The 16,207-nt window shown below is 39.7% G+C and carries 12 protein-coding genes; 6 read left to right on the top strand and 6 right to left on the bottom strand.

Annotation, left to right across the window (positions count from 1 at the left end):
- Nucleotides 1-268 precede the first annotated feature (268 nt).
- The 5 genes from ACS8FC_RS01765 to ACS8FC_RS01745 form a co-directional block, all read right to left on the bottom strand.
- Nucleotides 269-1,390: a Fic family protein gene (locus ACS8FC_RS01765; RefSeq protein WP_439295692.1), complete on the bottom strand. Its 1,122-nt coding sequence runs from the start codon at nucleotides 1,388-1,390 to the stop codon at nucleotides 269-271.
- Between the two features lie 716 nt (nucleotides 1,391-2,106).
- Nucleotides 2,107-3,609, bottom strand: a complete 1,503-nt coding sequence (locus ACS8FC_RS01760; RefSeq protein ID WP_439261768.1) for a tripartite tricarboxylate transporter permease — start codon at nucleotides 3,607-3,609, stop codon at nucleotides 2,107-2,109.
- A 5-nt stretch (nucleotides 3,610-3,614) separates the two neighbouring features.
- Nucleotides 3,615-4,070 carry a tripartite tricarboxylate transporter TctB family protein gene (locus ACS8FC_RS01755; protein ID WP_439261767.1) on the bottom strand — a complete coding sequence of 152 codons (456 nt, stop codon included), beginning with the start codon at nucleotides 4,068-4,070 and terminating at the stop codon, nucleotides 3,615-3,617.
- A gap of 97 nt (nucleotides 4,071-4,167) precedes the next feature.
- Nucleotides 4,168-5,199, bottom strand: a complete 1,032-nt coding sequence (locus tag ACS8FC_RS01750; RefSeq protein WP_439295691.1) for a Bug family tripartite tricarboxylate transporter substrate binding protein — start codon at nucleotides 5,197-5,199, stop codon at nucleotides 4,168-4,170.
- Between the two features lie 299 nt (nucleotides 5,200-5,498).
- The gene (locus ACS8FC_RS01745; RefSeq protein ID WP_439261765.1) at nucleotides 5,499-6,788 is read right to left on the bottom strand and encodes an SLC13 family permease; all 1,290 of its coding nucleotides are present in this window, start codon (nucleotides 6,786-6,788) and stop codon (nucleotides 5,499-5,501) included.
- Nucleotides 6,789-7,112: 324 nt separating this feature from the next.
- On the opposite strand from ACS8FC_RS01745, the gene ACS8FC_RS01740 reads away from it, so the two are divergent.
- Entirely contained in the window at nucleotides 7,113-7,838 is a 726-nt protein-coding gene (locus ACS8FC_RS01740) for a GntR family transcriptional regulator (RefSeq protein ID WP_439295690.1), read from the top strand.
- Between the two features lie 119 nt (nucleotides 7,839-7,957).
- Here the strand turns inward: ACS8FC_RS01740 and ACS8FC_RS01735 are convergent, their stop codons facing one another.
- Nucleotides 7,958-8,731, bottom strand: a complete 774-nt coding sequence (locus ACS8FC_RS01735; protein ID WP_439295689.1) for a sulfite exporter TauE/SafE family protein — start codon at nucleotides 8,729-8,731, stop codon at nucleotides 7,958-7,960.
- 803 nt (nucleotides 8,732-9,534) lie between these two features.
- Here ACS8FC_RS01735 and ACS8FC_RS01730 point away from each other — a divergent pair.
- The 5 genes from ACS8FC_RS01730 (at nucleotide 9,535) to ACS8FC_RS01710 (ending at nucleotide 15,971) form a co-directional block, all read left to right on the top strand.
- Nucleotides 9,535-10,059, top strand: a complete 525-nt coding sequence (locus tag ACS8FC_RS01730) for a spore coat protein U domain-containing protein (RefSeq protein ID WP_439295688.1) — start codon at nucleotides 9,535-9,537, stop codon at nucleotides 10,057-10,059.
- 79 nt (nucleotides 10,060-10,138) lie between these two features.
- Nucleotides 10,139-10,825: a fimbrial biogenesis chaperone gene (locus ACS8FC_RS01725; RefSeq protein ID WP_439295687.1), complete on the top strand. Its 687-nt coding sequence runs from the start codon at nucleotides 10,139-10,141 to the stop codon at nucleotides 10,823-10,825.
- Nucleotides 10,776-13,328: a fimbria/pilus outer membrane usher protein gene (locus tag ACS8FC_RS01720; RefSeq protein ID WP_439295686.1), complete on the top strand. Its 2,553-nt coding sequence runs from the start codon at nucleotides 10,776-10,778 to the stop codon at nucleotides 13,326-13,328. Before ACS8FC_RS01725 ends, ACS8FC_RS01720 begins: the two co-directional genes overlap by 50 nt.
- Nucleotides 13,328-14,344, top strand: a complete 1,017-nt coding sequence (locus ACS8FC_RS01715) for a Csu type fimbrial protein (RefSeq protein WP_439295685.1) — start codon at nucleotides 13,328-13,330, stop codon at nucleotides 14,342-14,344. The genes ACS8FC_RS01720 and ACS8FC_RS01715 overlap by 1 nt, the downstream gene beginning before the upstream one ends.
- Before the next feature lie 427 nt (nucleotides 14,345-14,771).
- The gene (locus ACS8FC_RS01710) at nucleotides 14,772-15,971 is read left to right on the top strand and encodes a globin domain-containing protein (protein WP_439295684.1); all 1,200 of its coding nucleotides are present in this window, start codon (nucleotides 14,772-14,774) and stop codon (nucleotides 15,969-15,971) included.
- Nucleotides 15,972-16,207 lie beyond the last annotated feature (236 nt).

Here is a 16,207-nt window from a genome sequence, read left to right as displayed (position 1 = left end):
CACAATAAATTGTTTATATATCTCGACTTAATACAATAGACTTAACGCCATTATGGATACTTGCTAGAGGATAAGGAGGCTATATTAGGTGAGCAAAGGAGGATAGTTCATTCGTTGTAATTTTTTGAGAATCAAGAAGATGTAGATCAGGAAAATTTTTATGGTATTCCCCATAAAATTTTACAGAAGTTAGAACATAACTTAGTTAGTAGTGACGTCATTACTTATCTGCAAACTTAGAGCTTGAGTAAATGAAATACCATTATAATTAAAGCTCAATCTCATAACTCGTACTACGCCCAGAAGCCTCAGACTTTTGCAGCATGCCCTTCTCTACCAAATCATTGATATCACGCAGTGCTGTATCGGCTGAGCACTTCATCATTGTCGCCCATTTCTTAGTCGTGAGCTTGCCATAAAAGTCAGTCAGTAAAATATTGAGCATTTTTACTTGGCGCACGTTCAAGGCTTGCTCTCTATGTATCTGCCAAAATTTTGCTTTGCTGAGTATCTTATCTGTCGTCTCAAGCGCTGATAGCAATGCTTGCTCTAGCGTTTGCAGAAACCAAGCTAACCATTTAGTTATATCAGTATCGCCTTTTTGTGTACGTTCCAATATCTTATAGTAATCATTGCGCTGTTTGAGAATTTGTGCGGACATGCTATAGAAGCGTTGATAACTCTCATCACTTTGCGCTAACACTCTTTCCGTAATAGCGCGTGTTAGCCTCCCATTGCCATCATCGAAGGGATGCAAGGTGACAAACCACAAATGAGCGATACCTGCTTTAATAACTAGATCTATAGTCTCATGCTCATTTGATGATGTATTGAACCATGATAAAAATCTTTCGAGCTCATCTTTTAGCTTATCGGCACTTGGCGCGACAAAATGCACTTGCTCACGACCATAGCCTCCAGAGATGACTTGCATAGGCCCTTGACTATCATCACGAAGCGAGCCTGCTTTAATACGATAAAGCCCACTATAGCCGTCTGGGAAAAGCGCTCGATGCCACCCTAGTAAATCATCTAATAATAACGGCTTCTCATAGTGATAGGTTGATTCAAACATCATTTTCACCACTGCATCTATTTCACGAGAAGCAGCAGGCAGATTGCTATTGTCTACACCTAAATGCCGGGCAACAGAAGAGCGTACTTGCTCGATATTTAATTCCTCGCCCTCTATCTCAGAGGTTTTGACGATCTCCAAGGTCACTGCATCAAGCTGAGCTTCGACATTTAAGTCAAAGCCTAAAGTTGAGAGTTTGCCGAGCAGTCTTCCTTGTAATATCCGCACACGACTAACGAGAGGCAATAGCGTTTTGTCCGACCACTGCCATTGAGTCCAGTCTGATTTTTCATGAATATAGGTAGTATGCTTCATTATCTTCTCAAAAGTATGCGGTGATTAATGCATTTATTCTCCGCATATTATGCATGGATTAAACAATCTATTCAACGCATTTTGCTTTTGCATTCGTTTATTCAATCAAGTTTAGTCCTATTAAAATATGCAAATACGATTGGGTAATCTACTATAAACTGTTTTATTGATAGTAGAGTAGAGGTAAAAACACTAAAAAAATATAGTGACTAAAATCGTGTTAAATTTTAATTTACATCAATAATTATTGCTTTATAATAAACATACAATACTTGCAACCCTTTAAAATTAGTAGATACAAGTTAATAGTCATTTATAGCAGTTCGTTGACCTACTTTGACATGGTAGAGGTCAGCAGTTCGAATCTGCTTATGCCTACCAAATTCGAAAGTCCCAATCTTATGATTGGGACTTTTTTTGTCTGTAAGATATGGGGTGTAGTGGGAGAGCTTCTACTTTTATAAAGAAGATAATGTATGGTGCTACGGCTAACGCAATCTTGATAAGAATAAAGTTACCAATATAGTGTCGTTTGCTGTTGTACTTACATTGCTGGATTTGATAATTGGGAGACGATTGTCCCTTCTTAAGGCCATACAGTGGTTATATTAGGGATATGTTATTTATAAGATATACAATAACTCAGCCTAGAAAAATGATGGCCATACTAAAAGTACAACCACCATAGCAAAATATTTCAAGAAAAGTAGCAAAACCTAAACGGCTGGTCTAAATTTTCTGCGATAGAGTTTACGTATTATTGGCATAAATACCATCAAGATAGCCAATATCCATAGCACTATCGAAATATTACTACTCCATAGGATACTCAGCTCGCCTTGAGATATAGACAAAGCGCGTCTTAGATTATCTTCCATCAACTCGCCTAGTACATAGCCCAAAATAAGCGCTGACAATGGGAAGTTTGTTTTGCGTAAAAAGTAACCGAACACGCCTAGCGCTACCATAAATACTAGGTCGAAAGTTGTGCTGTTGATAGAATAAACACCAATGAAACTAACCGCTGCGATAGACGGTATCAATATATAGTTTGGCACATCAAGTAGTTTGGCAAAAAAGCGTACTAAAGGGATGTTCATTACGAGCAAAATAACGTTACAGATAAATAAAGAGGCAATTAAGCCCCAAACGATATCAGGCTGCTCAGTAAATAACTGTGGACCTGGCGTAATATTATATAAGGTTAGTGCACCCATCATAACGGCTGTCGTACCAGAACCTGGCACACCCAAAGTCAGCATCGGTACAAATGAACCACAGGCTGAAGCATTGTTCGCAGCCTCTGGAGATGCCAAACCTCGAAGATCACCTTCACCAAATTTACCAGTTTCGCCAGCAATTTTACGTTCACTGGTATAAGTCATAGCACTAGCGATAGTCGCGCCTGCGCCTGGCAGAATACCAACAACAAAGCCCATAACACCACTACGCAACATCGCACCTAAGCTGAATAACAGCTCTTTTAAGTTAAATAAACTACGCTTACCTTGCTCGACAACTTTTTGCCCAGTAGAGGTTCTTTCAAGCAAGATTAGAATCTCACTGACACTAAAAAAGCCAATCACAATCGTGGTAAATTGAATACCATCAGACAGATTCACCGAGTCAAAAGTGAAGCGGTACACGCCAGTAACGGCGTCAACCCCAACCGTAGCAAGACCCAAACCAATGAGCGCTGAAACGGCTGTTTTAATAGGTTGATCACCAACTAAGCCACTCAAGCAAGTGATGGCAAATACCATGAGTACAAAATATTCAGCAGGACCAAAAGATACTGCCCAGTTAGCTAATAGTGGTGCAAACAGCACTACACCGATAGTAGCAATAGTAGCCCCAACGAATGAAGCCACGGCTGATATTGATAATGCAATACCTGCTTTGCCTTGTAAAGCGAGAGGGTTACCATCCAATGACGTCATGACAGCAGCAGCAGATCCTGGGACGTTTAGCAAAATCGCAGAAATACGCCCCCCATATTCACAACCCAAATAAACTGCCGATAGCAAAATTAGCGCACTCTCTGGAGGTAAGCCAAGCGCAAAGGCAAAGGGAAGTAATATCGCCACGCCATTAATAGGACCAAGTCCAGGCAACATACCGACCACGGTACCTATAAAAGCACCGACCAGGGCTATCATCAAGTTTTCGGGTGTAGAGGCGACAGCGAAGCCATGCATTAAAAAATTAAAGGTTTCCATAATAGCTATCCCATTATCCCTGATAATAATCCAAGTGGTAACACGACATCTAATACCATGTCGAACAAAACGTATAAGGCGATACTGATCACAATTGAAAAAATCAGGCTCTTAATAGGATTACCAGCAAATAATAGACCGACTGCGAAACACATGAGTATGGTTGCAAGGATAAAACCTAAAAATTCAAATATCAGACTATAAACAGTCAATGCAATGATGCACAAAATTAGATTTCTAATAACGGTTTTGTCGTAACCTAAAATAATTTTTTTGGTAAAACGAGCGGGGCGAAAAGCAATCACTAAAGTCAGAAACGCCATAAGGGAGAAAATCAGAATAGGATAAGGGCGAGGTCCTATAGGATCATAAGCGATAGGGGCAACATAACTCATAGCCAAATAGATTAAAAATAAGCTAAATAATGCCATTAGCCCAGAAAATAAACGTTCCATCGTCATAAGGAACACTCCTTGCGTTTTGAGGCAAAAAGGCTAACAACTGCATACATTGTTAGCCTTTGAAAAATACTATAAATGCTTAGTATTTAGTCCATGGTTATTGGGCTTCAACAAGACCGTATTCAGCCGACAACTCGCGCAGCTCACCAGTACGCTTGTATACGTACTCTTGTAGTTCCTCACCAGTCATAGAGAATGGTAGTAACTCTTGCTGCTCGCGTATTTCAGCAAATTTTGGATCAGCAAGGACATTATCAAAAGTCTCTTTCCACCAGTTATAAGCGCTAGGGCTCACATCCGGACCCATATAGTAACCACGAACCACCGGCCAAGTGACATCGTAGCCTTGCTCTTTGGCAGTAGCAATATCGCTCATACTGCCATCTAGTCTCTCATCTGCAAACACAGCCAACACGCGTAGTTTACCAGCACTAGCTTGTGGCATTAGCTCTGCAATACCGGCACTAACCGCAGTGATATGATTACCCATGACCGCTGTAATTGCCTCACCGCCACCTTCCATTGCGACATAAGTCATATCACTAGGATTGACCCCAACTGCTTTGGCTAACATAGCAGTTTGCATCCAGTCCTGACCACCAACACTACCGCCTGCACCGAAGCTGACTGACTTTGGATCTGTTTTTAGAACTTCAACCAAATCGTCTAAAGACTTGATGTCTGAGTCAGCATTTACAGCAACAGCGCCATAATCGGTACCAACACCTGCAAGCCATTTCACGTCTTTTTCCGTAAATTTACCAAATTTACCTTGCGATAAATTCAGAATAGAACCAGTAGAGAAGGCAATAATGGCATCTTCATTGTCGCGATCATTAGCCACAATCTTGTTATACGCAACAGCGCCTACGCCGCCTGGCATATAGGTCACGCGCATAGGATCTTCTAGAATACCAGTCTCTTTTAAGCCCGCTTGAGCAAGCTTACAAGTCAAATCAAAACCGCCACCTGGTTTTGCTGGGGCAATACACTCTGGACGTGAAGGCCCAGTAAACTCGCCCGAGCCATCTGTCGCAGCTGCATCTGTGCTAGCCGTTTCGTTTGCGTTGTTACAGGCTGCCAGGGATAGAATAGATAGGCCAAGAGCCAGATAGGAAAGCTTTTTCACACGACACTCCTTGTGTGTATTTGCACACTCAAAATTCAATAGAATTCTGATCAAAATAATCAATTATTAACGCTTGAAATTATGATCAGATTAGAAAAGTTACTAGGCTTCATCAAAATATGTTTTTTTAACACTGCATAAAAGTAACAGAATACTTTAGAAATGACAAGAAACATATGTATGTCTGTATGAATTTTATTGTATTATAGAGAGGCGTAAAGCTATTTACTATCGTTTTCATCAATACCTTGCAGTAAGATATAGAAAAAATTTTGATAGGTGTTCTTGTTTATAAGCCTTTAGAATATGAGCTGGATTACTAAAATGGCTATTATTCCAACGCTAATATCTAGAGGTACAGCCTTAAATAGTAGGGAACTAAAAAGCTTGTTTTTTTCTATAACGACTTGCGAGGCGCCTAACATTAGACTACCTCCTGATGAGAAAGGAGAAAGTGATGAGCTTTGTGCGCCCACAACAATACAGGTAAATAGTAATAAAGGGCTTAGTCCAGAGGCAACGGCTAAGGGAAGCACTATAGGAAATAGAGTAGGAGCAACGACGCCAAGTGTACTAGCAAATACCGACATAATAGCGCTGATAACGAAGACCAACATCGGTATTAACCAGATAGGAACGTTGGTACTGAGCCATTCTGTCAGCTCGTAAATGACACCGACTTCTACGCCGAGGCGAATCAACATACCGACGCCACAAATCATAATGAGCGTGTTCCAAGGTATGAGTGCAATCACTGCTTTTTCATCACCCAACTTTAAAAATAGGCTGATCAAAGCAAAAATAACAGCGATAAAACCAATATCAATCCGAGCATTCAAAAACTCAATCGCCGATACTTGCGGCATGAGTAGATTGAGAATGGGCACAATAAGCACAGTAGCTATCATGATAAAAATAAGCACAATAGATTTTTTTTGTTTACTATCAAAAGGCTCTGGCACCGTCGTTTGAATCGCGATTTTACTATTTTTGGCATTGAACAAGCTATAGCCGCCCAGTAGAATCACAGGTATTACAAAAGTAGCGGCAAACACTCCTAAAACATAAGTAAAGCTATTGTCATTGGCAACCCCTGCATCGCGCATCAGCTCCCTGAAGATAACCCCACTTTGTGAAGTGATAAAGTTAGCACCAGCGAGCGCGCCATAATTCACAGATAAGGTCGCAATGACAAGATTTAGGTTAGTGCGTTTAGACAATAGCAGAATCATAGGTGCCATCGTGGCCAAGACAGTGTAATAACCGGCGCCTAAGCCTGCCACGATCGTAGCAACAAAGAATATAACTAAAGGCAAGAATTCTGGAAAATGGCGACACCTATAAATTAGATGACTAGACAGCTTTTCTAAAGCGCCGTTAGCAAGAGGAAAGTTATAAAAGAGGGTCACAGCAAAGATCACAAAGAAGATTTTGAGTGGCCATAGCTCAATAATCTCATAGGCCTTTAGTCCCATACCAAAACAACCGATCAGGTAGGAAAATGCAATAGCAAACAGACCAATATTGATCTTAGTGGTATAGCCCAAAATAATACATATCACTATGGCTGCTAGAATATAGAGAGTCACGGCTTTTCCTTGGTCCTAACAGTAGATGTAGATCTATATAAAGTTTATAGATTAAAGAACATGACCAAGTATCGGTAAATAGCTTTCTACACTAGAAAACCGTCCATCTTCAGAATCATATCTAATCGCATAGAATGATAACAAAAAAGGTAACGTGAATTAGATAAGATTGACTGAAAAATTTAGCTTAGCGCTAATATCAAAGTGATTAACATGAAAATGGTTTAGAGCTTAAAAAATAACTGCGCACATTCTTCTTTTTAAAGTAATAAAAACGTTTTAAAAAGTTGAGAAATTTAATAAAAATTCCATAATGGTGAATAAATGATAGATAATTTCAAGAATTTTAAAATGCCACGATATGAGCAGGTAAGATGGCACATACAAACGTTACTAACAGAGAGTAAATGGGACGAAAACACTCCTTTACCTAGTGAACAGGAATTCGCTGATAAGTACCAAGTATCGGTAGGAACCGTGCGTAAAGCGGTTGAAAAACTTGTCGACGAAGGGGTTTTGATAAAGCAGCAAGGTAGAGGGACTTTTTTAAAACGCCCAGATTTCGGAAGTTCATTATTAAGGTTTTTTAAGTTCCGTGACAAAGAATCTGGTTATGTAACGCCGACCGGTATCATCAAAAAAATCATGGTGATAGAGGCTATCGATGATATTAATCAAAAACTAAATATAGGTAAAAATAAGGCGCTAATTTATATAGAGCGCGTTCGTGTTGTCGAAGATGACGTGTTACTGAGTGAAAAAATTTGGCTACCTAAAAGCCGTTATGAAGCTTTTGTAACCTTAGAGCCCGAAGGTTTTGAGAACCTTCTTTATCCGTTTTACTATACAAAATGTGGTCAGTTTGTGTCATCTGCCGTTGAGACCTTGTTTTTCATAACCAATCACATCGATCCTTATTTGGACAATACTAAGCAAGAAAACTTAGTGAAGGTATGCCGTATTGCTAAGAATTTGGAAGGTGATCCTATTGAGTATAGAGAGTCATTTGGACTGGCAGAGAAGTTCAGTTATGAGATCAATATCATCTGATAGCTACGGTGTGTGAGTAGTCAAGCCAAACAACATAGGATGCCCAATGGGCAGTATTCAATAAGTAAAGAGCTAACTCACAGCTGATGAAGACGCTTACCCTAGGTTTAGATTATTTATTAGAACAGCACATTGACGTTTCTTATAATCATGATGAGACCACTGATTACCATTAGCATGAGCAGCATTATCCTAAACTGACTAATACTCATTCCTGTCAAAAAGCGTTTGCCAATGACATTGCCAACGACCGCACCTAGTCCTAATACGAGACCATACACCCAAAGTTTGACAGTAAATACGCCAAAAAAAGCGTAGCTACCGATTTGTACGATACCTACAAAAAAAGAGTTAGTAGTTTTGGTGGCAATCAGCTTCTCTTTTTCTAGTCCAGCATTCATATAAAAAGGGTTCAGAATAGGACCAAGACCGCCCACCAACGTGCTCATAAAAGCAATGATAAAACCTAACGGTATAAAGCCTGCTTTTGGCATATCAAAGGTTTTATCTACTTTACCAAATTTATATTGGAAGATAGTAGATACTAAAAATACCCCAACCAATAACTGAATCCAGCCAGCATCTAAACGACTAAAGACCAGTGCTGCCAGCCATGCTCCTACGATGGCACTTGGTACATAGTATTTGGTCAACGACCAATCAATATCATTCCAGAATAAATAAAGCCGTGAGGCGTTACTAATAAGGGTAGCCAAATTAATGACAGGGGGCGCAACTGCTGTCCCTATCATCGAAGAGGTAACTGGTATCAGCAACATGGCACCGCCACCACCAGATACAGTAGAGATGATAAAAGCAATCATACCAGCGGCAAATAAGCCTACTAAGTGCCAGTTTGGTATAGTCTGTAATATATTCAAAACGATAGACACTATGAAATCCTATTTCAAGCATTACACCAATTGATGATTTTTAATATAATCAATGTACGGCATTATGTTGTTTAAGAGTAGTTGCTTGACCTACCAAATTCGAAAGCCCTAATCTTTATAATTGAGGCTTTTTTTGTCTGTAAAATATGGGTTGTAGCGGAAAGTTCTTTCGTGACACTCTATGATAATAAAAATTTATTTATCTTTAAGACATCTAAAAAGTTAAATAATACTTTGTACTGCATACCTTAGTTATACAACAGCATTCCTTACATTAATATCGCTACCTGCAAATCCCATTAAAAACTCCTTTTTACAACATTTTATTTTCTTACTCATGACAAAAACCTAAACAAGCAATTAACCTACAAATTTATCTTTGCAGTTTTCTCAGCGAATTCAAATTTCAGGTGCATCGGTTTAGTTATATATAAAAGATAAAGGGTATATGAGGGGTATTATTGTCAAAAATATATTCAAATTGTTTTCTGGTCATTATTTATGATATTAGTCATACTAATAATTTTTTCTTTAAACTAAAGACGAGTAATAACAGAAAATTTTAGTATGCAAATGTACACAGAATTCGTTACAATATATACACAAATAGCAAAATATAATGCTTTTTTGTATATTTATTAAACTAAATATACATTATTTGTACTTTTAAAGTATATTAATTGTACTATAAGATTACAGAAAGATAAAAAGTAAATTACGACTGCAAATGAATATAATAAACAATTATTTGCTTTTATATATTATTTTTATACTACGAAATTTATGACATCTGGAGATTTACCATGCAATTTAATAAATTTGCTAAAACCGCGACCTTATTTCTATTCGGTAGCGTAGCTGCTGTTACTAGTGCGAATGCTGCTCCCAACCCTGCAACCAGTAGCTTTGACGTTAATATGGAGGTTGAGTCTATATGTACTATAAGTGCAGCACCTCTAGCTGTGAAGCTTAGTAATATTCAAGCAGGCCAAGCGACTGCAGCAGTAACGCAATCTACTGATTTAACTGTAAATTGCTCCAAAGGTGACTCTGCTACTATTAGCTTAATACCTTTATCAACTAATAGCGTCAATGGTACTGGTAACTTAGGGAATTCAGAATTTGCAGGAGAACTAATTGCTTATAAGTTGACTTCTGGATCATCTGAAGGCGCTGTTTGGGGAGGTACTGGTAATACACTTACCACTGCTACAGCAACTGACTACAAGACTGGTATTACTAACACTATATATCTAACAGTAACTGATGACGCTGACGTGATACCTGCTGTTTATAGTGACACTATTAACGTATCAGTAGCCTATTAATACCATGTTAGCTCTTCGGTTATGTCGTATAGTACGCCCAACTCTGTTTGCAGGAGCCATACTTTATTCTGGTATGGCAATGGCAGCTGGTCTTCAAGTCTCTCCTATCTCTTTAAGCTTACAAGCTCGAGAGAATGCTAGTGGTTTGACACTAAGTAACTCTAGTAATCATGTGATAAACGCACAAGTGCGGATACATCAATGGATGCAAGATGATACAGGTGATCAACTCGTTCCTTCGCGAGAGTTATTAGCAAGTCCACCTATGACAGAGCTAAAACCAGGTGAGCAGCAGTTGGTGCGTATTATCCGTGCTAAAGCACCGCCACAAGGTACAGATGCTGTAGAAGGTTCTTACCGGATTTTGATCAATGAGATACCAGTCAAATTACCAGAGCAAACGAGTGGCCTACAGTTCGCTTTAAGCTACTCACTACCAGTGTTTGTACAGCCCTTGGGAATTAACAAGACGAGTCCGCAGTTGCAATGGAGCATGCATCCGCAGCCGGATAACGAGCAGATTAAAATACGTGTTAGTAATCTTGGTAATGGGCATGCAAAACTGTCTGGTCTGAGTTTTGTTGATACAGCTGGCAATAGCCTTGATCTCCATCAAGGTTTGCTAGGGTATGTGTTACCCGGTGCAACTATGTATTGGACACTGAAAATATCACCCTCTGTTCTAACCTCAGAGGGTACATTCAAGGTTATACTGAATGGTAAAAAGACGACACCCGACGTCACATTGGATAATACTGCTCGCTAAAATCCTTTTTTTACAGAGTAATGCAGTTTCTACTATTCACGCTGCAATTCCAACTGAAGGTATCTCTACTAGCAGTGTTGTTAAAGACACTGCTTTTTCACCTAAACCTTCTATAGACACCCCAAATTTCAATACCAACGATTTACATAGTAACGATAATAAACTGGTACAGCCTGACTCGAAACACTATAACCCTGACGATAGTTCTGGATTGGATTTGTATTTGGACGTTACGCTAAATGGTGCAAGTAAAGGTCTGATTCACTTTGTCTACCATGACGATCGCCTTTGGGCAACTACTGCTATCCTACAACAACTTGGCTTTATCTTACCACAAGATGTTGACGATACTATTCCACTTAATAGTTTGCCTGACCTCAAGATTGATTATGACATGCGTCAGCAATCGCTTGAGCTTATCGCACCTCTTAATTTGCTTAATTTAGATACTACTATTCGTAGTACGCGGACTAACAAGCGTCCGATACCAACCGTATCACCTGGTCTTCTATTGAACTATAATATTCATGCCACTCAAAACCATCACAATGCCAAAAATCTAAGCGCTTATACTGAATTGCGCGCGTTTAATGCCCACGGTGTAGTTAGTTCTACTGCTTTAACTACTGGCAATCGTTCTGCTGATAGTGTCAGTCTTGACGGTGAATGGAAAGGTCAAACGGTAAGGTTGGATACGAGCTGGAGTCAGTCGTTCCCTGACAAGTTACTGACAGTTCGTGCAGGTGATATTCTCACAGGTGCACTGTCTTGGACGCGTTCTACACGTTTGGGAGGTCTGCAGATTGGTACCAACTTTGATCTACAACCCTATCGATCAACCACACCTTTGCCGTCATTTTTTGGGTCAGCTACCTTACCTTCCAAGGTGGAATTGTATGTCAATGGCCTTGAACACTATAGCGGCCAAGTACCCGCAGGTCCTTTTGAGCTAAAATCTGCACCTAGCATTAGTGGTGCCGGTACTGCTCAACTAGTGGTGACAGATGCACTAGGTCAGAGCACGACTCTTAATTATTCTTTATATGATACTCATCGTTTGCTACAACCAGAATTACTTGACTGGTCACTAGAGCTTGGAGCAGTTCGTGAAAGTTATGGGATTGACTCTTTTGATTATGATGACAATATTGCTGCCAGTGGTACATTGCGTTATGGAATAAACAATAATTTTACCGCAGAAGCCCATGCCGAGGTAGTTCATGGACTTAGTAATGCAGGTATTGGTGGGACTTGGCTACTAGGACGCGCAGGTGGTATTTTGTTTGCTTCGATAGCTGGTAGCGAGAGTCAGGGAGAGAACGGTATACAATATAGTACTAACTATTCCTGGAATAACAATAGATTTAGTATGGGTTTTAACGCATTGGGTACTCATGGTGTATACCGTGATGTGGGCTCACAGTATGGCGCTGCACCTGTAAGACGTAGTGAGCAAATCTCAACTGGCTATAGTTCACAATCCTTAGGAAGTTTTGGGCTAAGTTATAATCAGACTGCTCAAGCTGAGATGGAGTCTACAAAATTAGTTAGTGCCTATTGGTCTAAAGCCTTTGGTCAGAGCTTGAGCCTAAACATGAATTACAATCATGATCTTAATCATTCTGCTAATAGCAATATTTCCATTGGGGCCTCTTTATCTCTGGATCGCAATATGTCGATAAGTAGTAGTATGCAACACACAGACGAGCATAACGTCTTGATTGCTGATATTTCAAAATCAGTCGAAAGATCAGGCGGTATTGACTGGCGTGCGCAGGTAAGGCGTAGCGCAGCTACCAACTCTGCTACACTTTTAGATAAAAACATAGAAAATTATAATAGTGTTAGTGCATTGGCTGAGCTAAGTTATCTTGGACGATACGGACGAGTACAAGGTGGAATCAGCAGTATTGATAATCAGTATGCTACTTATGCCAGTGGTATAGGATCATTAGTAATGATGGGTGGCGGTATATTTCCTGCTCGCCAAATAGATAATGGTTTTGCCGTAGTATCTACAGGAGATATCGCTAATGTGCCCGTTCTGTTACAAAATAATCCCGTCGGTACTACCAATAAACAGGGACTCTTACTAGTAACGTCACTTAATGCCTATCAAAACAATAAAATTGGTATTGACCCTATGCAGTTGCCTGCTGATACGCGTATCAATAAAGTGAGTATTGAAGCAACGCCGATGGATCGCACAGGAGTGATGGTAGCCTTTGATATTGCACCGGTCCGCTCCGCAACTATCATCTTAACAGACAGCGCGTATCAGCCGATTGCGCTTGGTAGTCAAGTGAAAATACTGTCTAATGATGAGGCTCAGACGTCAGTGATAGGTTTTGATGGAGAAGTATATCTAGACACTTTAGATGAGGAAAATATATTGGAGATTACTACGCCTTCTAATGGTATTTGCACAGTAAAATTTCGTTATACCAAGCAAGGTGGCGAGATTCCGCTCATAGGTCCTCTTGTCTGCCATAAGGTACAGTAATGTTACGACTGCAATGGTATTACATACTTCTTATGGTATTGGTTATATTTTTCCTAGCTAAGCCTGCAACTACATTCGCTGATATTGGCTCTGGACCCGTTAGTTGTACCCAGTCAGGTAGTGTAAACAACATCAACAGTTTAAATTTTGGTGTCGTTGATCCTTTATCCAGTTCGGCTACGACTTCGACAACTCTTAATTATGAATGCAAAGGGAGTGAGGGACGTGATTCAACTGCTCGAATTTGCTACACTTTTGGACCTTTAAATTCCAACCGTCATTATGAACTGCTCGGACCAAGTAATTCATTATTAGCTTTCAGTTTATTCTCTGACCCAAACTTCACTAAGCCAATTACAGATGATGAACCGCTACAATTGATATTGACGAGCAGTAACAACACGACTATTACTGGTAGTATTACGGTATATGCTCAGGTTGTTGCTGGACAAACCAAGCTTATTGCAGGTAATTACGCGCTTCAGAACCAAGTGGTTATGACCGTCAATTCAATAGAGGGAAGGAGAGCTCCAGCCAATTGTATTGCCGTAGACAACTCAACTTCAACCTATGAGTTTCCGTATGACAGTAAGGCTTCTGTTAATGCATACTGTGCTGTTACTACAACGGGAGCTTTAAATCTTGGTAGAGTTGCTGCGACCACTACACCTATATCAGGAACAGCATCTAATCTTATCAATGTCAACTGCACTAATGAGACATCCTACAACATTGGTTTAGCGCCTGCTGCGTATAAGGGAGTAGTCAATAATAATGGTGTTGGAGCCATGAGGGGAACCAGAGGTGATATTGATGTGGTACATTATCAACTTCAATCGAATGAGAGTGGTACGGTATGGGGCAATAATGGTAACACTTATGCTACTTTAACCAATGGCGTCGCAGGTCAAGGCAATGGCACATCCCAAACACATACTGTATACGTGACTGTACCAAATACCGATGTAAAACCTGATGTTTATTCTGACATAGTAACCATTAACGTAAATTATTAACCATTACTTAAGGTTTAATGTACATGAACATATTATCAATATATCGTTATCTAGAAGCTTATAAGCAGTATAGGTAACATTCTATCATTTAAGAGCGGTTACTTGACCTACCTTTACATAGTAGAGGTCGCTATCTCGAATCTAGTTACGACTACCAGATTTTAAAGCCCCAATCTTAAAGATTGAGGCTTTTTTTGTCTGTAAAATATGGGTTGTAGCAAAAGTAGAAGCAAACATGACCGCAATACAGATTGATATTTTTATAGAAATAATATAAGATTCATTTTAAATGAACTTTTAAGAAATAGGCGAATTATACTTTGAGTAATCGTTCTAACAAGATTTAATTAATACTCAAAACTTTAGGCACTGTTACCGGTGTCAGTACCTCAACTTATCAATATAATGAAACACCAAGGAAAATATCATGGCGTCACCAAAAACGATAGAAATTGTAAAAGCAACCGTACCTGTGCTTGAAGAGCATGGCACTGCGATTACCACCGTGTTTTATCAAAATATGTTTGAAGAGCATCCTGAGCTGTTAGACATTTTTAACGAGACCAATCAAAAGCTAGGTCGCCAGCAGACTGCCCTTGCGACCACAGTTTTGGCCGCTGCCAAACACCTTGAAAACTTGGCTATTTTGCTACCGCAAGTAACCCAAATCAGTCATAAGCACCGCGCTTTACAGATCTTGCCAGAGCATTATCCGATCGTGGGTAAGCATCTACTTGGCGCGATAAAGGAAGTGTTAGGGGAGGCGGCCAATGACGACATCATCGACGCTTGGACTGAAGCTTATGATGAGATTGCTGGCGTCTTTATTCAGCTCGAAAAGAGCATGTATGAGCAAGAAATGTGGGAAGGTTTTGCGCCCTTTAAGGTCGTTGAAAAGGTGGCTGCAGCCACCGATATCGCCGCCTTTACCGTCGTTCCTGTCAATGATAATGCAGAGGACAGTCAAGACATTGACCTAAGTAAGCTCAACCTTACTGCTGGTCAATATATCACGGTAAAAACAGATCCAAAAGACAGTGATCATGTTGCACTACGTCATTACTCTTTATATTCTGCCAACACTGATACAGGCATTCAGTTTGCCGTCAGACGCGACAATCGCAATGAGCATTATGGTTTGGTCTCCAACCATTTACATGATGAGGTAGAGGTCGGCGATACCATTTTATTATCTGCCCCTGCTGGTGACTTTGAGCTCAACCAAGATATGGTGCAGCAAAACGATGTGCCATTAGTACTGATTAGTGCTGGCGTTGGTGTTACGCCCATCTTATCGATGTTAGAGGCGCAAGTAACTGCGAACTCACAGCGACCTATCATTTGGGTATATGCTTGCCAAAATAAACATCATCACGCCTTTGATATTGAGGTTGATAAGCTTTTAGAGTCAGCAGCAAACGTTGAAAAAAATATTTTCTATTTTGACGCGGGACAAATACTTGATGAACGTTATCTTGCTACTCTACCAAAGCCTGCTGATATTTATGTGTGCGGGTCGATGCCATTTATGGAAAATATGATTGATGGGCTGATGAAACTCGAGCATGGAGTAGACAATGTTCGTTATGAGCCATTCGGTCCTAAGATGAGCTTAGAGCTGGCTTAGTTTTGTAGATAAAATATAACTAATTACATTACTATATAAAATAATAGAGTGATATTTAAACGGTTTATTGGATGGTATTAAAGTCATCCACGTTTAGGTATGACTCTATTTTTTGTTTAACTCGCGTAATATTTGAGAAGCGTATTTTTCTCTGCTCATTTTAAATGTACGTCGTTATCTGCTATATAAATGACAAATGATAAAAACTTACCCTTCACATTACTAAAATATTTGTA

It is taken from the genome of Psychrobacter sp. 1Y4, assembly GCF_051847555.1.
This window is presented reverse-complemented; position numbering and strand designations above follow the sequence as displayed.

Excerpts from the sequence above, each read along its gene's own strand:
- ACS8FC_RS01760 (WP_439261768.1), bottom strand. The coding sequence starts at position 3,609 with ATGGAAACCTTTAATTTTTTAATGCATGGCTTCGCTGTCGCCTCTACA.
- ACS8FC_RS01715 (WP_439295685.1), top strand. The coding sequence starts at position 13,328 with ATGTTACGACTGCAATGGTATTACATACTTCTTATGGTATTGGTTATA.
- ACS8FC_RS01730 (WP_439295688.1), top strand. The coding sequence starts at position 9,535 with ATGCAATTTAATAAATTTGCTAAAACCGCGACCTTATTTCTATTCGGT.
- ACS8FC_RS01765 (WP_439295692.1), bottom strand. The coding sequence starts at position 1,390 with ATGAAGCATACTACCTATATTCATGAAAAATCAGACTGGACTCAATGG.
- ACS8FC_RS01740 (WP_439295690.1), top strand. The coding sequence starts at position 7,113 with ATGATAGATAATTTCAAGAATTTTAAAATGCCACGATATGAGCAGGTA.
- ACS8FC_RS01725 (WP_439295687.1), top strand. The coding sequence starts at position 10,139 with ATGGCAGCTGGTCTTCAAGTCTCTCCTATCTCTTTAAGCTTACAAGCT.
- ACS8FC_RS01720 (WP_439295686.1), top strand. The coding sequence starts at position 10,776 with ATGGTAAAAAGACGACACCCGACGTCACATTGGATAATACTGCTCGCT.
- ACS8FC_RS01755 (WP_439261767.1), bottom strand. The coding sequence starts at position 4,070 with ATGACGATGGAACGTTTATTTTCTGGGCTAATGGCATTATTTAGCTTA.
- ACS8FC_RS01710 (WP_439295684.1), top strand. The coding sequence starts at position 14,772 with ATGGCGTCACCAAAAACGATAGAAATTGTAAAAGCAACCGTACCTGTG.